The sequence below is a fragment of the Lacticaseibacillus hulanensis genome, from assembly GCF_004010095.1.
GTDB lineage: Bacteria > Bacillota > Bacilli > Lactobacillales > Lactobacillaceae > Lacticaseibacillus > Lacticaseibacillus hulanensis.
The window spans coordinates 35,220-55,988 of sequence record NZ_RRYD01000003.1 but is presented as its reverse complement, the minus strand read 5'-3'; the positions used below and the strand labels follow the sequence as shown (position 1 = coordinate 55,988).

Sequence of the window (20,769 nt, the reverse complement as noted above, 5' to 3'; positions counted from 1 at the left end):
AAGGGTCAAAACTGTGCCACAGTAAAATCGGTGGTGCTAGAAACCTTGATACCACGGGACGGGCGCGAGATGTGCCACTGTTCCCGGGAAATAACCGAGTGGCGGCGGCGGGCGAACCAGTTGCACAAGAGCTTTACGATTGAAGGCTTCGAGCAACATGATGACCTGCACCTCATCAAGCAGTACGCTCCCGACTTTGTTCAGGGTTACTACTTCGGTCGGCCCCACACGCTACCAATTGCGGCGGACCTGGGCGACGAACAGGCCATTGCGGATTTCGAATAAACCGTTATTTAGACGGGCAATTACCCAGTGAAAGCTGCGGGGTAGTTGCCCGCCTTTTTGTATACCAGTTGCCGCGAATTTCTAATTGACACAACGCACGCAATTGACTACGATTATTACTGGATTGACGCTTTTGCAGCGCTAAAATAATGATATAACTGAAGCTAAGTAACACATACCAATTTAGTGAAACGGCGCATTAATCGCAGCGATAGACGACGGAGGCTTGTAATGAAAATTGGATTTATCGGCGTCGGGAACATGGCCCGCGCCATCATCGACGGGTTGCTCGCGGGCGGTAAGGTCAGCGGTAGCGATTTGTACCTGCACAGCGGCCACATTGAGAACTACGGGGCGTACGCCGAGAAGATTGGCGCTCACGTGCTGAACGACAACGCGGCGGTGGTGGCCAGCAGCGACATCGTTGTGCTGGCAATCAAACCCAAGATTTACGCGCGCGTCCTGGACGTGCTGAAGCCGGCGTTTGCGGACCACAAAGTTGTCTTGGCCTCAATCGTTAGTGGTGTGAGCTTGGACGACCTGGCGGAGCACCTGCCAACCGGCCAGCCAATTGTGCGCCTGCTGCCGAACCTGAACGTTGCAATCGGCGAAGGCATGACGGCCTACGCGGTGAACGATTCCGCCGAGGATTGCGCGCAGGACGTGCTCGGGCTGTTCGACGCGATTGGCCAAACAATGGAACTGGGCGAGGACGACTTCGCCACGTTCGTCGCACTGGCTGGATCGGCACCGGCGTTTGCCTACCTGTTCATTGACGCGATGGCGCGCGCCGGCGTCAAGCACGGTATCAGCAAGAAGGACGCCGTGCGCATTGCCGCCCAGACGGTGGCCGGCAGTGCCCAAATGGTGCTGCAGAGCCCAACTTCGCCGAACGATTTGATTGACCAGGTTTGCAGCCCGAACGGGTCAACAATCCGGGGCTACCTCACAATGGAAGACAAGGGGTTCAGCTCCGCAGTTGTTGCCGGACTGGATGCCACGATTGCGCGCGAGAACGGGGAGAAGTAGCGCCCTCGCTGCTGTACTGGTGGCACGCGGTGGCCGTTAATACCGGAAGCGGTCAAGATTTTTACCCTAAAATTGGTCTAAACCAATTGTCTTTTGGTCTATACCGGTATACAATATAACTAAACCGGGGAGACCGGGAAATAAATCGTTGGAAGCAAAATTAAGGAGTGGACATTTTGACCGTTACTGTATTGACGCATGCCGTGATTTACACAGGTAAGGAAAAGATTGACGAGGGCTACATCCGTTTTGACGACAAGATTCTTGCCGTTGGCCCCATGGCGGATTACCGCCCACTGCCAGGCGAGCAGATCAAAAACCTGCGCGGGCAGCTGGTAATTCCTGGCTTTATCGATGTGCACGCACACGGTGGCTACGGCTTCGACGCCATGGATGGCGATGCTGACCAGATTGACAAGATGGCAACTGCGATGATGGAACACGAAGGGGTAACCACCCTGTTCGCTACCACCATGACGCAGTCCGTTGAGAACATTAACCAGGCAATGCGCGGGGTGGCAGCTGCCGCCGACCGCAACCACGTGATTCAGGGTGTGCACCTCGAAGGCCCATTCATCAGCCAGGACTTCAAGGGTGCGCAGCCACAGCAGTACATCCACGTGCCTGATGCGAACCTCGTTAAGCAGTGGAACGAACTGTCTGGTGGCCGCGTCAAGTTGATTACGTACGCACCAGAAAAGCCGGGTGCGCGTGAATTCGAAGACGCACTCATCGAGATGGGCATCACCCCATCCGCTGGTCACAGTAACGCAACCCGTGCGGACATGCTCGAAAGCAAGGCAACGCACGTGACTCACCTCTACAACGCCCAGCGCGAATTCAAGCACCGCGAACCTGGTGTTACCGGCCACGCAATGCTGGAACCACAAATCTACGCTGAACTCATCGCTGACGGGTTCCACATCGTGCCCGACATGTTGAAGCTGGCATTCAAGGTTAAGGGTGCAAACCGCATCGACCTCGTCACTGACTCTATGCGCAGCAAGGGGATGCCAGAAGGTGAATCCGAACTTGGTGGTCAGAAGGTCTACGTGAAGGACAAACAGGCCCGCCTCGCTGACGGGACGCTCGCCGGTTCCGTGCTGATGTACAAGGACGCCTTCAAGAATGCCGTTGCGTTCATGGGTGCCAGTGTGGCCGAAGCGGTCCAGATGAGCTCCGTTAACCAGTCCGAGGAATTCCACTTGGATTCCAAGGGGACTCTCGAAGTGGGTAAGGATGCAGACATCAACGTGCTCGATGCCGCCCTTGATTTGCACGCCACCTACAGCTACGGTCAGTACCACGAAACCAAAGACTAATTTTTCCAAACAAACTAACTACGCGTAATGTGCAATCACCAGGATGCGTTCAACTGGTGCACGGCAACAGGAGGCAAAAAGATGGAATCCCCAGTCTACATTCAAATTCATAATCAGATTAAGAAGGACATCGAAGCGGGCAAATGGAGCGTTGGCGACCGTATTCCGTCCGAACGTGAATTAGCCGTGAAGTTCTCGGTGTCACGGATGACCCTGCGCCAGGCCGTGCAAACCCTGGTTGATGAGGGGATTCTTGAGCGCCGCGTTGGTGCCGGCACGTACGTTGCCAGTCAGAAGGTTCAGGAAAAAATGTCCGGCGTGACGAGTTTCACGGACGTGATGCTCGCGCAGGGCAAGAAGCCTTCGAGCCGGACCATCAGTTACCACATTGCGAACCCATCGCTGTCCGAAGTGGAGAAGTTGGGTCTGCACGATGGTGAACAGGTGCTCCGGATGGAACGGATTCGCTTCGGCGATAACGTGCCAATTTGTTTTGAAGTGGCCACGGTGCCGAACAGCCTGGTTAAGAACTTCAGCAAGGCCGAAGTCACCGGCAGTTTCTACCACACCCTCGAGAAAAAGGGCGGGTTTGAAATCGGTGGTGCCCGCCAGATGGTGAGCGCAACGCTTGCCAGCGAGCGGACTGCCGAGTACCTGGACGTCAAGCGCGGGGATGCAATTCTCCGGCTCCGGCAGGTTTCCTACCTGAAGGATGGGCGCCCATTCGAATACGTGCGGACACAGTATGTGGGTTCACGGTTCGAGTTCTTCTTGGATCGCTAAGCGGTACGCGGCCAGTTGTAATTGGTTGATAGTCTGAAACATTGGTGTGTCTTTTGACCAATGCAAGCTTAAGAGTTGACGGCTATTTTAGCCGTCAGCTCTTTTTTTATCATCGGCATCGCAGCTTAACCCGCGTCAACCAGACATTGACCGCAGCATGATTCGCCGCACGTTCCCCAAATTTCACCTTCCCGGCAAAATTTGGTACAATACAACTTAACTAGGTGGCAAGACAGCCGGTTTTGCCGCTTTGTGAAGGAGAACAACATGTTTGAGAGTGTAGATGTATTGGGTGTGGCGTTCGCCAAGTTCAACATGCGCGAAACCGTCGCCTACATCACGGGGCGTTGCGCTTCCGGTCAGGGCACGTTCGTTGTGACCGCGAACCCCGAAATCGTGATGTACGCTAAAGACCACCCAGATTATGCGGGTTTAATTAAGCGACATGCGGATCTCGTCACGGCGGATGGTATCGGCATCATCAAGGGGGCCCAAATGCTGGGCACCCCGCTACCAGAGCGGGTGACGGGCTATGACTTGCTGCACGAGCTGCTTGGCGTGGCCAATGACAATAGCCAGCGGGTGTACTTGCTGGGCGCGAAGGCTGACGTGAACGCGATGGCGGTTGCCAAGGTGCAAGAGCAGTACCCGAACGTCCGCATTGTCGGCGCCCACGACGGGTACTTCAGCGCGGACGCTGCCATTATGCAGGACATCATCAGCGCGAAACCCGACTTTGTCTTCGCCGCGCTCGGGTTCCCGCGTCAGGAGCAATTCCTGGCGGGCCTGCAGCCATCGTTGCCCAAGGCAGTCCTGATGGGTGTCGGCGGCAGCTTTGACGTGCTGGCGGGGACGGCGAAACGCGCACCGGTGTGGATGCAAAATGCACATCTCGAATGGTTCTACCGTCTGCTTAAGCAACCCAGCCGAATCGGACGCATGATGGTTCTTCCAAAATTCTTGGTGGAAGTGAGAAAGTCGAAGCAAAAGTAATCTTGGAGAAGTGGCTGCTGACGTATTGGTTCAAGCAACCCGAATAACTGCGTAGATTGACAGCATAGATAGGCGGGTACTTAACGCCCAAGACTCTTGGAGGAAATAATGACAACGACGTATCCCGATGACAGCTTAGCGCTGCACACGGACTTATATGAAATCAACATGATGTACACGTACTGGAAAGAGGGCATTTCCGAACGCAACGCTGTGTTTGAAAGCTACTTCCGCAACATTCCGTACGGTAACGGCTACGCAATTTTTGCCGGCCTCGAACGGGTAGTGGACTACCTTGAAACATTGCGGTTCTCCGCTACCGACATTGAATACCTGAAGGACACGCAGGACTGGGATGCTGGCTTTTTTGATTACCTTGCCAACCTGCATTTCACCGGTAGCATTCGGTCCGCAGTTGAAGGCGACCTGGTTTTCGCCAACGAACCCGTTTTGCAGATTGAAGGCCCCCTGGCACAGTGCCAGCTGGTTGAAACGGCCGTTTTGAACATCATTAACTACCAAATCCTGATTGCCACGAAGGCTGCCCGCATCCGCGCCGCTGCCGGTGATGACCCCTTGATGGAATTCGGGACCCGCCGCGCCCAGGAAATGGACGCCGGTATCTGGGGCACCCGTGCTGCCTACATTGGCGGGTTTGACGCAACCAGTAACGTGCGCGCCGCCAAGATTTTTGGCATTCCCGCTAGTGGGACCCACGCACACTCACTCATTCAGACGTACCGGAGTGATTACGAAGGCATGAAGGCGTACGCCGAAACACACCACGACTGTGTCTTCCTCGTTGACACGTACGACACGCTGAAAAGCGGGGTGCCAAGTGCAATCCGCGTAGCCAAGGAAATGGGCGACAAGATTGACTTCCAGGGTGTCCGTATTGATAGTGGCGACATGGCCTACATCAGCAAGCGCGTTCGCCAGCAGCTCGACGAAGCCGGTTTTGACCAGGCGAAGATTTACGCCTCCAACGATTTGGATGAAAAAACCATCCAGAACCTGAAGATGCAGGGCGCCAAGATTGACGTCTGGGGCGTCGGCACGAAGGTCATCACGGCCTACGATCAGCCGGCCCTTGGTGCGGTTTACAAGCTCGTTGCCATTGAGGACGCAAAGGGCGAAATGGTGGACACCATTAAGCTCTCAAGCAACGCCGAGAAGGTTTCGACCCCAGGCAAGAAGCAGGTTTGGCGCATCACGTCCAACCACCTCGGCAAGTCTGAAGGGGATTACGTTGCCCGCATGGACGAAGATCCCCGGACCGAAGAGCAGCTCTACATGTTCCACCCGCAGTACACGTACATCAACAAGACGCTCACCAACTTCACGGCGCGTCCGGTGCTACAGACGATTTTCGATCACGGCACGCTCGTTTACAAGATGCCGGAACTGCGCGACATCCGCGCGTTTGCGGCCAGCAACCTCGAGTCACTCTGGGATGAATACAAGCGGGTCCTCAATCCGCAAGATTACCCGGTTGACCTGTCACAGGCGCTTTACGACCACAAGATGAATTACATTAAGAAGGTCCACGAAGACGTGGCGAAGAACATCGCTGCCGCTAACAACTAGGCAGGAGCAGACAAGTAGGGCGATCGCCGCTGCTTGTCTGTTTTTTTGCCTAGCGTGGCTGCAACTGGCTGGCAATGTCATTTAAGCTGACAATAAAGCTGGTAATTCCGCACCAGTAGGCATATTCTGAAAACAGAAAAAAACAAGGAGAACATCATGCGTCCATTACAGAAAGAAATTATCGCAACGCTGCACACCGTCAAGACGATTGACCCGGAAACCGAAATTCGCAAACGGATTGATTTTTTGAAAGACTATCTGAAGAAGTTCCCGTTCCTCACGACCTACGTGCTGGGCATTTCCGGTGGTCAGGATTCCAGCCTGGCTGGGGCACTTGCAGAAAAGGCAGTGACCGAACTGCGCGCAGAGACCGGCAATGATGACTACCAGTTCATCGCCGTCCGCCTGCCTTATGGTGAACAGGCCGACGAACAGGACGCAATGGATTCCATCGCGTTCATGAAGGCCGACAAGACGGTCCGCGTGAACATTCTGGACAGCGTCGACGCAATGGTCGCGGCGGTTGAGGCGAACGGACTGCAGATTTCCGACTTCAACAAGGGGAACATCAAGGCGCGGGCCCGGATGATCGCCCAGTACGCCGTTGCGGGGCAGACACACGGGGCCGTCATCGGGACGGACCACGCAGCCGAAGCAATCACCGGCTTTTACACCAAGTTCGGGGATGGTGGTGCCGACCTCACGCCACTCTCCGGGCTCAACAAGAGTCAGGGTGCCGCAATGCTCAAGGAACTCGGCGCACCGGCGCACCTGTACAAGAAGGCCCCAACCGCCGATCTGGAAGAGGACCGGCCAGCCCTGGCTGATGAAGTGGCGCTGGGCGTGACCTACGCCGACATCGACGCGTACCTGCGCGGCGAGGACGTGGCCGAGGACGTGGCGACCAAGATTGAGAACTGGTACCGCAAGACCGAACACAAGCGACACCTGCCAATCACCCCATTCGATACCTTCTGGCGTTAAAGCGTTACGCGGCTATGGTTGCGGTAAGCTGTTCCTAATTTCAGGCCTCGTAATTTGCAAATGATACACAACATTTACATTGGTTACCTTGTTTACTAGCTCTAGCTAATGTAAAATATAAATTGTAAATAAGGGAGTAACCGGCAGCTATGCTGCGGCGGCATCATCAACTAGGACAATATTCTGGTGTCGCATTAAACTGGTGAGACTTATAGACCATGTATTTGGTCTGTGGGGCTCACCTTTTTTTATCCAAGAAGCAGGCGACGGTTATTCGAAGGAGGGGCCTAAATGGCAGAAAAACAAATCTACCAATTGAGTGCTGATGAGGTACTCACTAAACAAAGTGTTGGCAAGGCGGGTTTAAGTAGCCAGGAAGCCGCAACACGCTTGACCAAGTTCGGCGAGAACAAGCTGGCCGGGAAGAAGAAGAAGACCATCGTTGGTCGCTTCTTTGACCAATTCAAGGACTTCATGATTCTCGTCCTGCTGGTTGCCGCACTGATCGCCGGGGTGGTGGTCCACGAGTGGGCAGACGCCGGGATCATCTTGGCCGTGGTTATCCTGAACGCGGTGTTCGGGGTCATCCAAGAAAGCAAGGCCGAGGCCGCCATTGAGTCGCTCCAGGCGATGACCAGCCCGAGTGCACACGTGCGCCGCGGTGGTGAAGTCGTCGTCATTCCAAGTAACGAAGTAGTGCCCGGCGACATCGTGCTCCTGGAAGCAGGGGACGTGGTGCCGGCCGACCTGCGCCTGATTGAATCCGCGAACCTCAAGATTGAGGAAGCGGCGCTCACCGGTGAAAGTGTGCCGAGTGAGAAGAACACGGACATCATTGACGACACCGCCGGGATTGGTGACCGCACCAACATGGCATTCATGAGCACGAACGTGACTTATGGCCGCGCCGTTGGGGTCGTCACCGCAACGGGGATGGAGACCGAAGTTGGGCACATCGCCAAGATGCTGGACAACCAAAAGGAAAGCCAAACCCCGCTTCAGGTCAACCTGGCCAAGCTCGGGCGGTCGCTGACCTGGCTCATCCTGGTCATCGCCGTGATTGTCTTCATTGTTGGGATTATGCGGGGGAGTGAATCCCCAGCCGAGATGTTCCTGACCGCCATTTCGCTCGCCGTTGCCGCAATTCCGGAAGGGTTGCCGGCCATCGTGACGATCATCCTGGCCCTTGGGACCCAGAAGATGGCGCGCCACAACGCGCTGGTGCGGCGCCTACCCGCGGTTGAAACCCTGGGGAGCACCGACATCATTGCCTCGGATAAGACCGGGACGCTGACCCAAAACAAGATGACCGTTGAGCAGACCTACTATGATGGACAGCTGCACCCAGCAACCCAGGCGGTGGCTGACACCAGTAAGCTGCTGGCCATCATGACCTTTGCCAACGACACGAAGGAACAAGCCGACGGGACGCTGCTGGGTGACCCAACCGAAACCGCGCTGGTGGCTTTTGCCAAGAAGCAGGATTTCGATTACCAGGCCGCCCTAACGCAGAGCCCGCGGGTGGGCGAAGTGCCGTTTGATTCGGAACGGAAGCTCATGACCACGCTCCACAGTTTGCCGGATGGCCAAATCCTGGTGGCAACCAAAGGGGCTCCGGACGAACTGCTGCCGCAGGCAACGATGATTGACGATCACGGTGAGGTCCGCGCCATGACCGAGGCCGACCGCGACGCCATTTTGACCACGAACCACCAGCTGGCCGTACAGGCACTGCGGGTGCTCGGGATGGCCTACAAGGTTCTGCCATCCATGCCGGAAGAAATCAGCCCGGCAGCAATTGAACACGACCTGGTATACGCCGGGTTCGTCGCCATGATTGACCCAGAACGGCTAGAAGCCAAGGACGCTGTTGCCGAAGCCAAGGCTGCCGGGATTCGCCCACTCATGATTACGGGTGACCACCGCGACACCGCCCAGGCGATTTCCGAACGGTTGGGGATTATTCCCAAGGGTGACAGTGACGCCGTAATTTCCGGACGCGACTTGGACAAGATGGATGATGACACGTTCGAGCAGAATGTGGACAAGTACTCCGTCTACGCCCGCGTTGCCCCTGAACACAAGGTCCGCATCGTGAACGCTTGGCAGAAGAAGGGCAAAGTTGTGGCCATGACCGGGGACGGGGTGAACGACGCGCCCGCACTGAAGGCTGCCGACATCGGGATTGCCATGGGGATTACCGGGACCGAAGTTGCCAAGGGTGCCAGTGCCATGATTCTGGCCGACGACAACTTCAGCTCCATCGTTCGTGCGGTTAAGGCCGGACGGAAGGTCTTCGCCAACATCCAGAAGGCCATTCAGTACCTGCTGTCCGCCAACCTGGGTGAAGTGCTGACCCTGTTCACCATGACCATGCTGGGTTGGGACCTGCTCGCCCCAGTGCACATTCTGTGGATTAACCTGGTGACCGACACGTTGCCAGCGATTGCACTTGGCCTTGAACACACCGAACCTGGGGTCATGAAGCAAAAACCACGCGGACGGAACTCGAGCTTCCTGAGCGGCGGTGTTGGTAGTGCCATCATCTGGCAGGGACTGCTCGAAGGGGCGCTCACACTGGGTGTCTACTGGCTGGCAATCACCTTCCCAATCCACACCAGCTCCGCGGCAATGCACGCCGATGCTTTAACCATGGCCTACATCACCTTGGGTCTGATTCAGCTCTTCCACGCGTTCAACGTGAAGTCGCTGCACCAGTCACTCTTCACGATTAAGCCATTCGGGAACAAGTCCTTCAACTGGGCAGTTCTGATTGCGACCGCGGCACTTGCTGTCACGGTGCTGGTACCAGGCTTCAACGGCCTCTTCCACGTGACCGAACTTGACCTGATTCAGTGGGGAATGGTGCTTGGTGCCGGGGTGCTGATGGTTGCCATTGTCGAAATCGTCAAGCTAATTCAGCGGCACATGCACAAGTAATCCGCCAGCGGGAGCATTCCCGTCTGGTGGCGGCCTAGCTCAGGCTTCGGGCCGCCAATAAGGACAAAAATATCCCGCTGGGGGTCAAACAGCCAATGGTTTTAGTGGTTGTTTGCCTGCCAGTGGGATATACTTTTTCCAGAGGTGAATTACTGATGAATAAGAACCAACAAAAGATGGTCCAGTACGCGAACACGATTAACAAGGTGATGTCACGCACTGATGAGCTCCAGGATGAACTGAACCCACTGTTCCTTGAACTGCGTGAAGCAATTGACAAGGACCAGGTAGCCGGGATCGCCGATGATCACTACGCAGACATTCGCACCAAGTTTGCGGAAGGCACGGCTGAATACACGAAGATGCTTGCCCAGTTTGAAACGGCGCAGGTGCCAGCCCGCTTTATCGGGAACCACAAGCTGCTGACGAAGGCCTTTGGTGCGTTCGTCGATGGGTGCGCCCAGATGACCAAGAGCCTAGGCGTTGACAAACAGATTGACGTTCCGGTGTTCAACGCCGCCGAAAAGGTGCAGGATGAGGAATCAGAAAAGGTTTCTAAGTTCCTGAACAAGATTCAGGTTCTGGCGTAAGGCTAAGTCTGTTTACAATTAAAGAGGAGGTGCCTGGCAGTTGCTGCTGGGCACCTTCTCTTTGCGTTTGGTGGCTTAGTTCTAACCTACTTTTCACCCGGGAACTTGAAGCCCCACTCTGCTCGGGCCGCAGTCATGATGTCCATGACGTTCTTGGTCCAAGGAAGCGTTGGGTTGTTCCCGCTGGTCACCGCGGCCGCGAAGTCGCGCACCTCAGTGGCCAGGGCGGCGGTGGTGTCACCGGCGGACAGGAGCTGCGTCTTCAATTCGGGCGTGGCGAAGATTGCGTTATCGGCGCGCGGGTACTGGTCGAGCGTGAAGAAGCCGCGCTCATAGGCGACGGTGCCCTGCTTGGGCATCTTGGCCTGCAGGTTGAGCGCCACGGTGACCTGCACGCCGTCAGCGGTTTTCAGTAGGAATGACGACTGACCGTCCACGCCGGTGCTGGTTTCGGTCATTTGGGTGGCCACCAGTTCAAGTGGCTCGTCCGTGAAGCGGCGGGCGAAGCTGAGGGCGTAAACGCCGATGTCCAGCAGTGCGCCGCCGCCGAGGTTCGGGTTCAGGAGCCGGTCGTTTGGGTTGTTTGGTGCATACGAGCCAAAGGAGACCTGAATTGTTTTGAGCTTGCCCAAGTCGTGCGCGGTGGCGAAATCCAGGATGGCCGGGTAGATGGGCATGTGGTAAATGGTTTGGGCTTCCATCAAGATCAGGTGCTTGGCGCGGGCCAGGTCAATGAGCTCGTCCAGCTGGGCGCTGCTGAGCGTGATGGATTTTTCCGCGAGCACGTGCTTGCCGGCATTCAGCGCGTCCTTGATTTGTTGATAATGAAACGGGTGCGGCGTTGCGATGTACACGACGTCGATGCGCGGATCAGCGTAGAGCTCGGCGTAACTGCCGTAAGCTTGCGGAATGTCGTGCTGGCGGGCAAAACTCTGCGCGCGCGCTTCGTCCCGGGCGGCCGCGCCGTACAAGTTTTGGTCCGCGCGCGGGAAGAACTTAGCGAACGTGGTGGCGATTCGGCCCAGGCCGATGATGCCCCAATTGTATTTTGTCATGGAAACCTCCAGGTAGATGCGTCGCTGCTGAGGGTGTGTCAGCCCCAGCGGCGGTATTTTAACCTAATACTAACAGATTGACCCGCGGAAGTGTGCCGCGGCTGTGGTATTCTAGAAGAAGAAATTTTGCCTGAAGGAGGTGGTAAGGTGGCAAGGCGCAGACGCAAAAATGGCGGGAACTATGTTGGCATTATGGCCGTGGTGATTGCCCTGATGGTGGGGGTCGTGACGGTTGTGGGCCAGTATGAACACGGCGTGCAGGTGGCCGATGAAGCGGCGGCATCCTCGCGCGCGGCGACGCTGGCCAAGAAGAATGCGTTCATCGCGCACTTGGCCCCTTACGCGCAGACCCTGAAGGTGAATTACGGCGTCCTGCCCAGCATCACCATTGCCCAGGCGATTCTCGAGAGCAACTGGGGCACCAGCACCTTGGCGGCCAAGTACCACAACCTGTTCGGGGTGAAGGCCAAGAGCAATCAGGCCGGGCAGGAGCTCACAACGCAGGAGTACGAGAACGGCAAGTGGGTGACGGTAACCGCGCGTTTTCGCAGTTACACCGATGATTACGCCTCGATGCGCGAGCACGCCCAGCTCCTGGCGCACGGCACCACCTGGAACGCGCACCAGTACGTCAGCGTGATTCGGGCCCGCGATTACCAGGCGGCGGCAACGGCCCTGCAGAAGTCGGGGTACGCCACCGACCCCCAGTACGCCCAGAAAATCATTCGGGTGGTCGAGCAGTACCACCTGGAAAAATACGACGGCACCAAATAATGGTGAACCCGTGAGTGGCGCCTCCTTGGTAAATGACGCAATATGGCAAGGCCGACATGATGAATGTACGGCTTTTTTTGATGCACAAACGCAATCCCAATCGATTTGGCCCGGATGAAAACGCCATTATTTGCATTTTGACGGGAATTAACGAATATAGCCGGCTGTTTTGGCGAAAAAGGTAATATATCCGAATGAAAACTTGATTAACGTACATGATATTCGTTTGTAAGCCAGCTTCCTTTGTGGTAATCTAGATAACAATCTTAAGACAAAAATATATGTAAAAGTGGAGGGATATTCGGGTGAAGCTGCTTGAAGATCGGATTCGTAAAGACGGGGTTGTTCTGGGCACGGATGTGCTCAAGGTTGATAATTTTCTGAACCACCAGGTCGACCCAGACCTAATGTCGGCTGTGGGCCAAGAATTTTATCGCCAGTTCAAGGACACCAAGATTACCAAGATTTTGACGGTTGAAAGTTCTGGGATTGCCCCAGCACTCGCAACGGCAATGGCGTTTCACGTGCCATTAGTCTTCGCACGCAAGCACAAGTCGCTCACGTTAAAGGACGACATGTTCACCGCAACCGTCTACTCTTTCACCAAACAGACCAGTAACACGATTGCCATCGCCAAGAAGTTCCTGAGCGCTGACGACAAGGTCCTCATCATTGATGACTTCCTCGCGAACGGCCAGGCGGTCCAGGGATTGACCGAGATTATTAAGCAGGCCGGGGCTGAAACCGTTGGCGCCGGGATTGTGATTGAAAAGACCTTCCAGAAGGGCCGCAAGATGTTTGACGACCAGGGTGTCCGCGTGGTTTCACTTGCCCGGATTGCCGCATTCGAGAACGGCCAGGTCGTCTTCGCGGACGAGCAGGACGCATAGGAGGCACCATGGAACGTAATCAAGACGTATCGAACCCCAAGGCCGCGGTTCTGGGGTTGCAACACCTGCTCGCCATGTATTCCGGTTCCGTCCTCGTGCCCATCCTGATTGGGGCCTCGCTCCACTTTAGCTCCGAGCAGATGACCTACCTGGTGTCCATCGACATCTTCATGTGCGGAGTTGCGACGTTCCTCCAGGTGTTTGCCAACAAGGTGTTCGGGATTGGCTTGCCGGTTATCCTCGGCTGTGCCGTCCAGGCGGTCACGCCCCTGATTATGATTGGCCAGAAGTACGATTTTCAGACCATGTACGGGGCCATCATTGCGGCCGGCTTCTTCGTTTTTCTAATCAGTGGCTTATTTGCGAAGGTGCGCAAGCTCTTCCCACCACTGGTCACCGGGACCCTCATCACCGTCATCGGGCTGTCGCTGATTCCCGTGGCCTTCCAGAACATTGGGGGCGGGAACACAGCGGCCAAGAGCTTCGGCAGCATGCAAAACCTGTTGCTCGGGGTTGTCACCGTGCTGCTGATTCTGGCCATTAACGTGTGGGGCCGCGGGTTCATCCGCTCCATCGCCATCCTGATTGGCCTCATCGTCGGCACCACAATTGCGGGGGCGATGGGGATGGTCAGCCTCGACCCAGTTGCGCAGGCCCACTGGTTCCACGTGCCAACGCCATTTTACTTCGGGGTCCCGAAGTTCGAGTGGAGCAGCATTTTGACCATGGTCCTCATTTCACTGGTGTCCATGGTTGAAAGCACTGGGGTGTTCTTCGCCCTCGGGGACATCATGAACCGCAAGATTGGCGAGGACGACCTGAAGCGCGGCTACCGGGCGGAAGGGCTCGCCGTTATGCTCGGCGGGTTGTTCAACACCTTCCCGTACACCACGTTCAGCCAGAACGTTGGCCTGGTGCAGCTGTCCGGCATTAAGAGCCGCAAGCCCGTCATCTACTCGGCCGGCTTCCTCGTCCTGCTGGGTCTGTTGCCCAAGGCCGGGGCGCTGGCGACAATCATCCCCGCGCCCGTTTTAGGTGGTGCCATGCTCGTCATGTTCGGGATGGTTGCGGTGCAGGGTATCCGCATGCTCCAGCAGGTGGACTTCCAGAACGACAAGAACTTACTGGTTGCCGCCATTTCCATCGGCCTCGGCCTCGGCGTGACGGTGCAACCCGAAATCGTGCAGTTCCTGCCGAAGACCCTGCAACTGTTCTGCTCGTCCGGGATCTTGATGGCGAGCCTCTCCGCGGTGATTTTGAATTTGCTGTTCAACGCGAAGAAGCCGCAGCCGGAAATGGAAAGTAAAGCAGGACTGAACGAGAACGACGATTAGCAAAGCAAGTTTGCGGATTAAGTTTTCGATACAAATTAGTTCTTTCACAAATAAATAACGGCACATTGGTGGACGAAACTACCGGTGTGTCGTTTAATTGTTTATAGGATAAAAAGAATTCAAACTTTCGAATCTATAAACATGTGGGGCAACTGTAAACGTTTGCGTTAGTTGCCACACGACTGAGGGGGAATTGCTCTATGCCAGAATTCATTGCTCCAGGGGCGACCATTGGCATCATTGGTGGCGATATTGGTGCCTACCAGCTGGCAAGGTCCGCAAGCCACATCGGGATGCGAGTCGCCGTCATGGCCGAAACCGCGGATGCGGTGGCGCTCAAGGCGGCGGACATCCGCATTGTGGGCACCGACCGGGCGGCGTACGCGCGCTTGCAGTCGGTGTGCTCGGTGATTACGTTCAGTGACGAAAAAATTGTCGACGCCGACATGCTGGACGATATGTTCAGCGCCCGCCAGTTGCCCAGTGGCACGGATATTCTGTCGATGACCCAAGACCGTTACCTGGAAAAGGTCTTCCTCGAGGACCTGAATCTGAACGTGTTGCCGTACGGCCAGGTGGTCACATCTGACGATATCGACAAGGTGGTTGCGACGGTCGGCTTCCCCGGGATTTTGAAACCAATTCAAAAGGGGATTGGGGCCGATCAGCAGCTCCTCATCGAAAGCGACGTGGACGTCTGGCGGGCCCGCGGGCTGTTGCAGAAGCGCCCGTACATCTACGAGGCCTGGCTCAAAAAGCCGCGTGAGCTTGCCGTTACCTGCGTGAAGACGCCGGACGGGCTGCAGGTGTTCCCCGTTGTTGAAAACCAGCACGACCACCACGTGCTCACGGCCACGATTGCCCCCGCCCAGATTGAGGACGACGCCTTCATGGAGATTCTGCGGATTGCCGAGAAGGTGGCGGGCCGCATCGATTACACGGGCGTGTTTGCCATCGAGTTCTTCTACACTGCAGAGGGCGGCCTGTACGTGAAGCGCCTGTCCCCTGGGCCGCGGCTCGGCGGGGATGTGCTGCGGGGCATCACGAATACCACGCAGTACGCCCTGCACATGCGGGCAATCGCCGGTTGGCCAATCCCGACCATCCCGGTGAAGGGTGAGGCCGTCTTATTGCCACTGCAGCGGCGCCAGATGGAAGCAGTCGCGACGCAAATCCAGATTAAACCGGATTGGCAGTGGCAATTTTTCCCTGCCGGCGAAGATCCTGTCGGCGAGTTAATTGTTCCTGGACCGCTCAAGCACGCCTTCAGTTCGCTCGCCGCGACTGAGGTGTTCAATATCCAGTGAATTTCGAATACGTTGGGCGCATTAACGCGCGGTGTTAACGTAGATTTCTAACTGTTGTTGTGTGTTGGCGGGGTGCTGGTTGCCAGTGCCTCTTGTCAAGTGAGGGTAGTTCGCCTGATTTACCGCGCAGCTCGTGGTGAATGCGGTGAATTGCCGTTGCTGCCTGAACAAATTAGGAGGATTAAAATTGATTTCACGCTACAGCCGACCAGAGATGGCGGCCGTTTGGACTGAAGCTAACCGTTACCAGGCTTGGCTTGAAGTTGAGATTCTTGCTGTTGAAGCACACGCTGCACTAGGGATTATCCCGGAGGCAGACGCGAAGGCGGTGCGGGCGAACGCATCCGTTGATCCCGATGAAGTTGCCCGCATTGAACTCGAAACGCGGCACGACGTGGTTGCCTTCACCCGTGCGGTGTCCGAGACCCTCGGCCCCGAGAAGAAGTGGGTGCACTATGGGCTCACCAGTACCGACGTGGTGGACACGGCGCAGGGCATCCTGTTCAAGCAGGCCGACGCGATTTTGCGCGACGACATCTTGGCGCTCATTGACATCCTGGGCAAACGGGCCAAGGAATTCAAGAACACGCCAATGATGGGGCGGACGCACGGGGTGCACGCCGAACCAACAACGTTCGGGCTCGTGCTGGCAACTTGGTACTCCGAGATGAAGCGGAACCTCGCGCGTTTTGACGAGGCCGCCGATGAGGTCGAGGCCGGCAAAATCAGCGGGGCGGTCGGCACCTTTGCCAACACGCCACCAGCAGTTGAGGCCTACGTGACCGAACACCTCGGTCTGCGCGCCCAGGAGATTTCGACGCAGGTGCTCCCGCGGGATCTGCACGCCCGCTACATCCAGACGCTGGCGCTCATCGCTAGTTCCGTGGAACGCTTTGCCACCCAGATTCGGCACATGCAGCGCACCGAGGTCCACGAAGTTGAGGAACACTTCAACAAGGGCCAAAAGGGGAGCTCGGCAATGCCGCACAAGCGCAACCCAATTTCGTCCGAGAACGTCTCCGGCCTGGCCCGCGTCATTCGCGGTTACCAGACGGCGGCGCTTGAAGACATCAACCTCTGGCACGAACGCGACATCAGCCACTCGTCCGCTGAACGGATGATGCTGCCGGACGCAACCGGCCTGCTCGATTACATCCTGCACCGGTTCACCGGCATCGTGACCAACCTGGACGTCTTCCCGGACCGGATGCTCCAGAACATGAATGCGACCCACGGCCTGATCTACAGCCAGCGCTTCATGCTCGCCCTGATTGATAAGGGCGGCCTGAGCCGGGAAGAGGCGTATGACCTCGTCCAGCCAATGACGGCTAAGTCGTGGGATGAGGGCAAGGACTTCCGCAAGCTGATTGAGGCTAACCCCAAGGTCACGGCGGTGCTGAAGCCCGAGGACATCGCGGATGCGTTCGATTACCACTACCACCTGCAGCACGTCGACGAAATCTTCGCGCGCGTTGGGCTCTAAGTAACACGCAAAACCTAATAGCTGTTTGCATGACCCGCAGTGAGGCGTCCAGTCCCCGCTGCGGGTTATTTTTTTGCATTGGTTGGCGTTCGCGTACCCGAAAAACGCGCGCACAAGTGCCTTGACGATTGCCACTTACTGCTTAGATAATGTTGAGACGAGATGTTGATGGATGCGGCCAGGAATGGGAGGTGCCCTGTAGTGCAGATGATTATTGCTCCGGCAAAGAAGATGGTGGTGGACACCGACAGTTTCACGGCCACCGCGCTGCCCCAGTTTTTGCCGGCAACGCGGCAGCTGCTTGCGGCGATGCGTACGCTCACGCTGGGTCAGGCCCAGACAATGTGGCGGTGCAGTGACAAGCTGGCGCAGCAGGCGTACCGGCAGCTGCAGGAACTCGATCTGGAGAACGCGGCGACGCCCGCCGTCTTTGGCTTCAGCGGAATTCAGTACCAGTACATGGCCCCGGATCTGCTGACGGCGCCGGCGCTGCGGTACCTGCAGACGAATCTGCGCATCCTGTCCGGCTTTTACGGCGTTCTGCGCCCGTTCGATGCGATTGTGCCGTATCGGCTGGAGATGCAGTCGCGATTGCCGCTGCCGGGGGCCAAGGACCTCTATGCATTCTGGGGAAGCAGGTTGCACGATGCGCTTGATTTCAGCCAGCCCGTTTTGAATTTGGCCTCGAAGGAGTACAGCAAGGCCATCACGAATTACCTGCAACCCGGTGAGCAACTCACAGAGATTGTCTTCGGCCAGGTGGTGGACGGCAAGTTCAAGACGCGGGCGACGCAGGCCAAAATGGCGCGTGGGGCGATGGTGCGCTACCTCGCCGAGAATCAAATTAACACGCTCTCTGGGGTGTGCCAGTTCGACCACCCGCAGTACCGGTTTGACGAGGCGCGGTCGACGGCGACCAAGCTGGTGTTTTGCCGGCGCGATAGTTGAAAGTCGCGGCGCGTTGTCAACCCTGTAATGGCGTGCAAATGTTTGGTAAAATGGAAAGCAAGAAATAAAGAGGTTCCGGCGGCGGTGCTGACGGAAGTGTGAAAGGACGTATCATGGGCGAACAAGTATTACTGAAGGGCATGAACGATAAGCAAAGTGAGGCAGTGCTTGCGACGGAGGGACCGGTGCTCATCATGGCTGGTGCCGGCTCCGGGAAGACCCGGGTCCTGACGCACCGGGTCGCGTACCTGATTGAGGACAAGGGGGTTAACCCCTGGAACGTGCTGGCCATCACCTTCACGAACAAGGCCGCCCGCGAAATGAAGGAACGGATTGGCAAGCTGCTTGATGAGGAAACGGCGCGGGACGTGTGGGTCTCGACCTTCCACGCGCTGTGCATGCGGATTTTGCGCCGCGACATCGAGAAGCTCGGCTACAACCGCGCTTTTTCCATCACCGACACCTCCGCGCAGCTCACCCTCGTGAAGCAGATTTTGCGTGCCCGGAACATCGACCCCAAGCAGTTCGACGCCAAGGCCATTCTCGGCAGCATTTCCAGCGCCAAGAATGACCTGCTCACCCCCGAAGACTACGCGAAGAACCACGCGAATAACGGCAACCCGTTCGACAAGGTGGTCAGCGAGGTTTACACCGAATACCAGCGCCGGTTGCGCGCCGATTCGGCCCTCGACTTTGACGACCTGATCATGCAGACCATCATCTTGTTCCGGCAGAATCCCGAAACGCTGGGCTACTACCAGCGCAAGTTCCGCTACGTGCACGTCGATGAATACCAAGACACCAACGAAGCGCAGTACCAGCTGGTGCAGATGCTGGCGGCCGGCTACCGGAACCTGTGTGTTGTCGGGGATGCCGACCAGAGTATCTACGGCTGGCGTGGTGCCAACATGCAGAACATCCTGGACTTCAAGAAGGACTACAAGGACGCCCAGGTAATCTTGCTGGAACAGAACTACCGGAGCACGCAGACGATTCTGGATGCGGCCAACGCGGTCATCAAGAACAATACGAAGCGGCAGGTCAAAACCCTGTGGACCGAAAACGGCACCGGCGACAAGATTACGTACTACCGCGCCCAGAGTGACCGGGATGAGGCGTACTTCGTGATTCGTCAAATCGAGACGCTGATGCGCCAGGAGAAGTACCAGTACGGCGACTTCGCCATCCTGTACCGGACCAACGCGCAGTCCCGGAGCATTGAAGAGGCGTTCCTCAAGAGCTCAATTCCGTACAAGATTGTCGGCGGGCACAAGTTCTACGACCGCAAAGAAATCCGGGACGCGCTGGCCTACTTCGGGCTGGTGGTCAACCCCGTGGATAACCTCAGTTTTGGCCGCATTGTCAACGAACCCAAGCGGGGGATTGGCGCCAGCTCGCTGGACAAGCTCGCCCAATTCGCCGACGAGAACGGCTGGAGCCTGCTTGAGGCCGCGCAAAACGTGGAGTTGAGCAACATCCCGACCCGTGCACGCAAGGAACTAGCCAGTTTCGCCACCATGATTGAGGACCTGCGCAAGAAGAAGCAGACCGGCGCGTCAATCACCGACCTGATGAACGCCATCCTGGAAGACAGCGGCTACCTTGACGCCCTGCACAATGAGCACACACTGGAGGCTGATTCACGGGTGGACAACCTGGAAGAACTGCTGACCGTGACGAAGACCTTCGACGACAAGTACGAACCCGAAGACGAGGAGTCCGATATTTACGCTGACTTCCTCGGCGAATTGTCCCTCGTGAGCGACGTGGATGAGGTCGAAGAGGGGGCGCAGGAAGTGACCCTGATGACGCTGCACGCGGCGAAGGGGCTGGAATTCCCCGTTGTCTTCCTGGTCGGCATGGAAGAGGGCCTGTTCCCGCTGTCGCGCGCGGCAATGGACGAAACCGAGCTGGAAGAAGAGCGGCGCCTGGCCTACGTGGGGATTACCCGGGCCAAGAAGAAGCTGTTTTTGACCAACGCGTACTCGCGCATGTTCCACGGCCAGCACCAGAACAATCCGGCCAGCCGCTTCATTGACGAAATCGACGACAACCTGCTCGAAACGGTGGGGGCACCAGCGCAGCGGAGCGACATTCCGTTCATCAACCGGCAGGATTACGGCCGGAACGGTGGTTACAGTGCCGGCAGTGATTACCGCCACGACAACACCGTCAGCACCGGTTCCCGGGCGAATACTTACGCACAGCGGCGCACGGCCAGTCGCCAGGCGGCCGCAACCAGCGCCAGCGTGACCGGCCCCACCACAACAGGTGCCGGCGCAATCAGCTGGAAGGTTGGCGACAAGGCTGAACACCGCAAGTGGGGTGTCGGCACGGTCGTCAAGGTCACCGGCGTCGGTGAGGAACAGGAGCTCGACATTGCCTTTGATGGCATGGGCATCAAGCGGCTACTGGCGGCCTTTGCCCCAATTAAGAAAGCCGATGCCTAGACGCACCGAACTGCG

At 56.9% G+C, this 20,769-nt stretch carries 16 protein-coding genes and 1 pseudogene; 16 read left to right on the top strand and 1 reads right to left on the bottom strand.

Features of this window, described 5'->3' with window-relative positions; translation table 11 throughout:
- The 9 genes and pseudogenes from EKN00_RS01580 to EKN00_RS01540 all read left to right on the top strand — a co-directional run.
- Positions 1-285: pseudogene (locus EKN00_RS01580) on the top strand (hypothetical protein); the annotation flags it as partial.
- A gap of 231 nt (positions 286-516) precedes the next feature.
- Complete coding sequence (gene proC / locus EKN00_RS01575; RefSeq protein ID WP_127848387.1) at positions 517-1,314, top strand: pyrroline-5-carboxylate reductase; 798 nt, start codon at positions 517-519, stop codon at positions 1,312-1,314.
- 176 nt (positions 1,315-1,490) lie between these two features.
- On the top strand, positions 1,491-2,636 hold the full coding sequence (nagA, locus tag EKN00_RS01570; RefSeq protein ID WP_127848386.1) for an N-acetylglucosamine-6-phosphate deacetylase: 1,146 nt from the start codon (positions 1,491-1,493) through the stop codon (positions 2,634-2,636).
- 81 nt (positions 2,637-2,717) lie between these two features.
- Positions 2,718-3,419, top strand: a complete 702-nt coding sequence (locus EKN00_RS01565) for a GntR family transcriptional regulator (protein WP_127848385.1) — start codon at positions 2,718-2,720, stop codon at positions 3,417-3,419.
- A gap of 267 nt (positions 3,420-3,686) precedes the next feature.
- On the top strand, positions 3,687-4,412 hold the full coding sequence (locus tag EKN00_RS01560; RefSeq protein WP_127848384.1) for a WecB/TagA/CpsF family glycosyltransferase: 726 nt from the start codon (positions 3,687-3,689) through the stop codon (positions 4,410-4,412).
- Between the two features lie 108 nt (positions 4,413-4,520).
- A complete protein-coding gene (locus EKN00_RS01555) occupies positions 4,521-5,999 on the top strand; it encodes a nicotinate phosphoribosyltransferase (RefSeq protein ID WP_127848383.1) in 1,479 nt (492 codons plus the stop codon).
- Between the two features lie 156 nt (positions 6,000-6,155).
- Positions 6,156-6,983 (top strand): ammonia-dependent NAD(+) synthetase, encoded by an 828-nt coding sequence (gene nadE, locus EKN00_RS01550; RefSeq protein ID WP_127848382.1) that lies wholly within the window; start codon positions 6,156-6,158, stop codon positions 6,981-6,983.
- A 291-nt stretch (positions 6,984-7,274) separates the two neighbouring features.
- Positions 7,275-9,923, top strand: coding sequence for a cation-translocating P-type ATPase (locus tag EKN00_RS01545; protein ID WP_127848381.1), 2,649 nt, complete (start codon positions 7,275-7,277; stop codon positions 9,921-9,923).
- 155 nt (positions 9,924-10,078) lie between these two features.
- Positions 10,079-10,513 carry a hypothetical protein gene (locus EKN00_RS01540; RefSeq protein WP_127848380.1) on the top strand — a complete coding sequence of 145 codons (435 nt, stop codon included), beginning with the start codon at positions 10,079-10,081 and terminating at the stop codon, positions 10,511-10,513.
- An 86-nt stretch (positions 10,514-10,599) separates the two neighbouring features.
- On the opposite strand, the gene EKN00_RS01535 is transcribed toward EKN00_RS01540, so the two are convergent.
- Complete coding sequence (locus tag EKN00_RS01535; protein ID WP_127848379.1) at positions 10,600-11,568, bottom strand: Gfo/Idh/MocA family protein; 969 nt, start codon at positions 11,566-11,568, stop codon at positions 10,600-10,602.
- Positions 11,569-11,715: 147 nt separating this feature from the next.
- Here EKN00_RS01535 and EKN00_RS01530 point away from each other — a divergent pair, with 147 nt between their 5' ends.
- The 7 genes from EKN00_RS01530 to pcrA all read left to right on the top strand — a co-directional run bounded on the left by EKN00_RS01530 (position 11,716) and on the right by pcrA (position 20,754).
- Positions 11,716-12,342 carry a glycoside hydrolase family 73 protein gene (locus EKN00_RS01530; RefSeq protein ID WP_241559438.1) on the top strand — a complete coding sequence of 209 codons (627 nt, stop codon included), beginning with the start codon at positions 11,716-11,718 and terminating at the stop codon, positions 12,340-12,342.
- Positions 12,343-12,647: 305 nt separating this feature from the next.
- Positions 12,648-13,232 carry a xanthine phosphoribosyltransferase gene (locus EKN00_RS01525; protein WP_127848378.1) on the top strand — a complete coding sequence of 195 codons (585 nt, stop codon included), beginning with the start codon at positions 12,648-12,650 and terminating at the stop codon, positions 13,230-13,232.
- 8 nt (positions 13,233-13,240) lie between these two features.
- Positions 13,241-14,566 (top strand): nucleobase:cation symporter-2 family protein, encoded by a 1,326-nt coding sequence (locus tag EKN00_RS01520; protein ID WP_127848377.1) that lies wholly within the window; start codon positions 13,241-13,243, stop codon positions 14,564-14,566.
- Between the two features lie 200 nt (positions 14,567-14,766).
- Positions 14,767-15,873 carry an ATP-grasp domain-containing protein gene (locus EKN00_RS01515; RefSeq protein ID WP_127848376.1) on the top strand — a complete coding sequence of 369 codons (1,107 nt, stop codon included), beginning with the start codon at positions 14,767-14,769 and terminating at the stop codon, positions 15,871-15,873.
- Between the two features lie 187 nt (positions 15,874-16,060).
- Positions 16,061-17,356, top strand: a complete 1,296-nt coding sequence (gene purB / locus EKN00_RS01510) for an adenylosuccinate lyase (protein ID WP_127848375.1) — start codon at positions 16,061-16,063, stop codon at positions 17,354-17,356.
- Between the two features lie 201 nt (positions 17,357-17,557).
- Positions 17,558-18,304: a peroxide stress protein YaaA gene (gene yaaA, locus EKN00_RS01505; RefSeq protein ID WP_127848374.1), complete on the top strand. Its 747-nt coding sequence runs from the start codon at positions 17,558-17,560 to the stop codon at positions 18,302-18,304.
- A 113-nt stretch (positions 18,305-18,417) separates the two neighbouring features.
- Positions 18,418-20,754, top strand: a complete 2,337-nt coding sequence (gene pcrA / locus EKN00_RS01500) for a DNA helicase PcrA (RefSeq protein WP_127848373.1) — start codon at positions 18,418-18,420, stop codon at positions 20,752-20,754.
- Positions 20,755-20,769 lie beyond the last annotated feature (15 nt).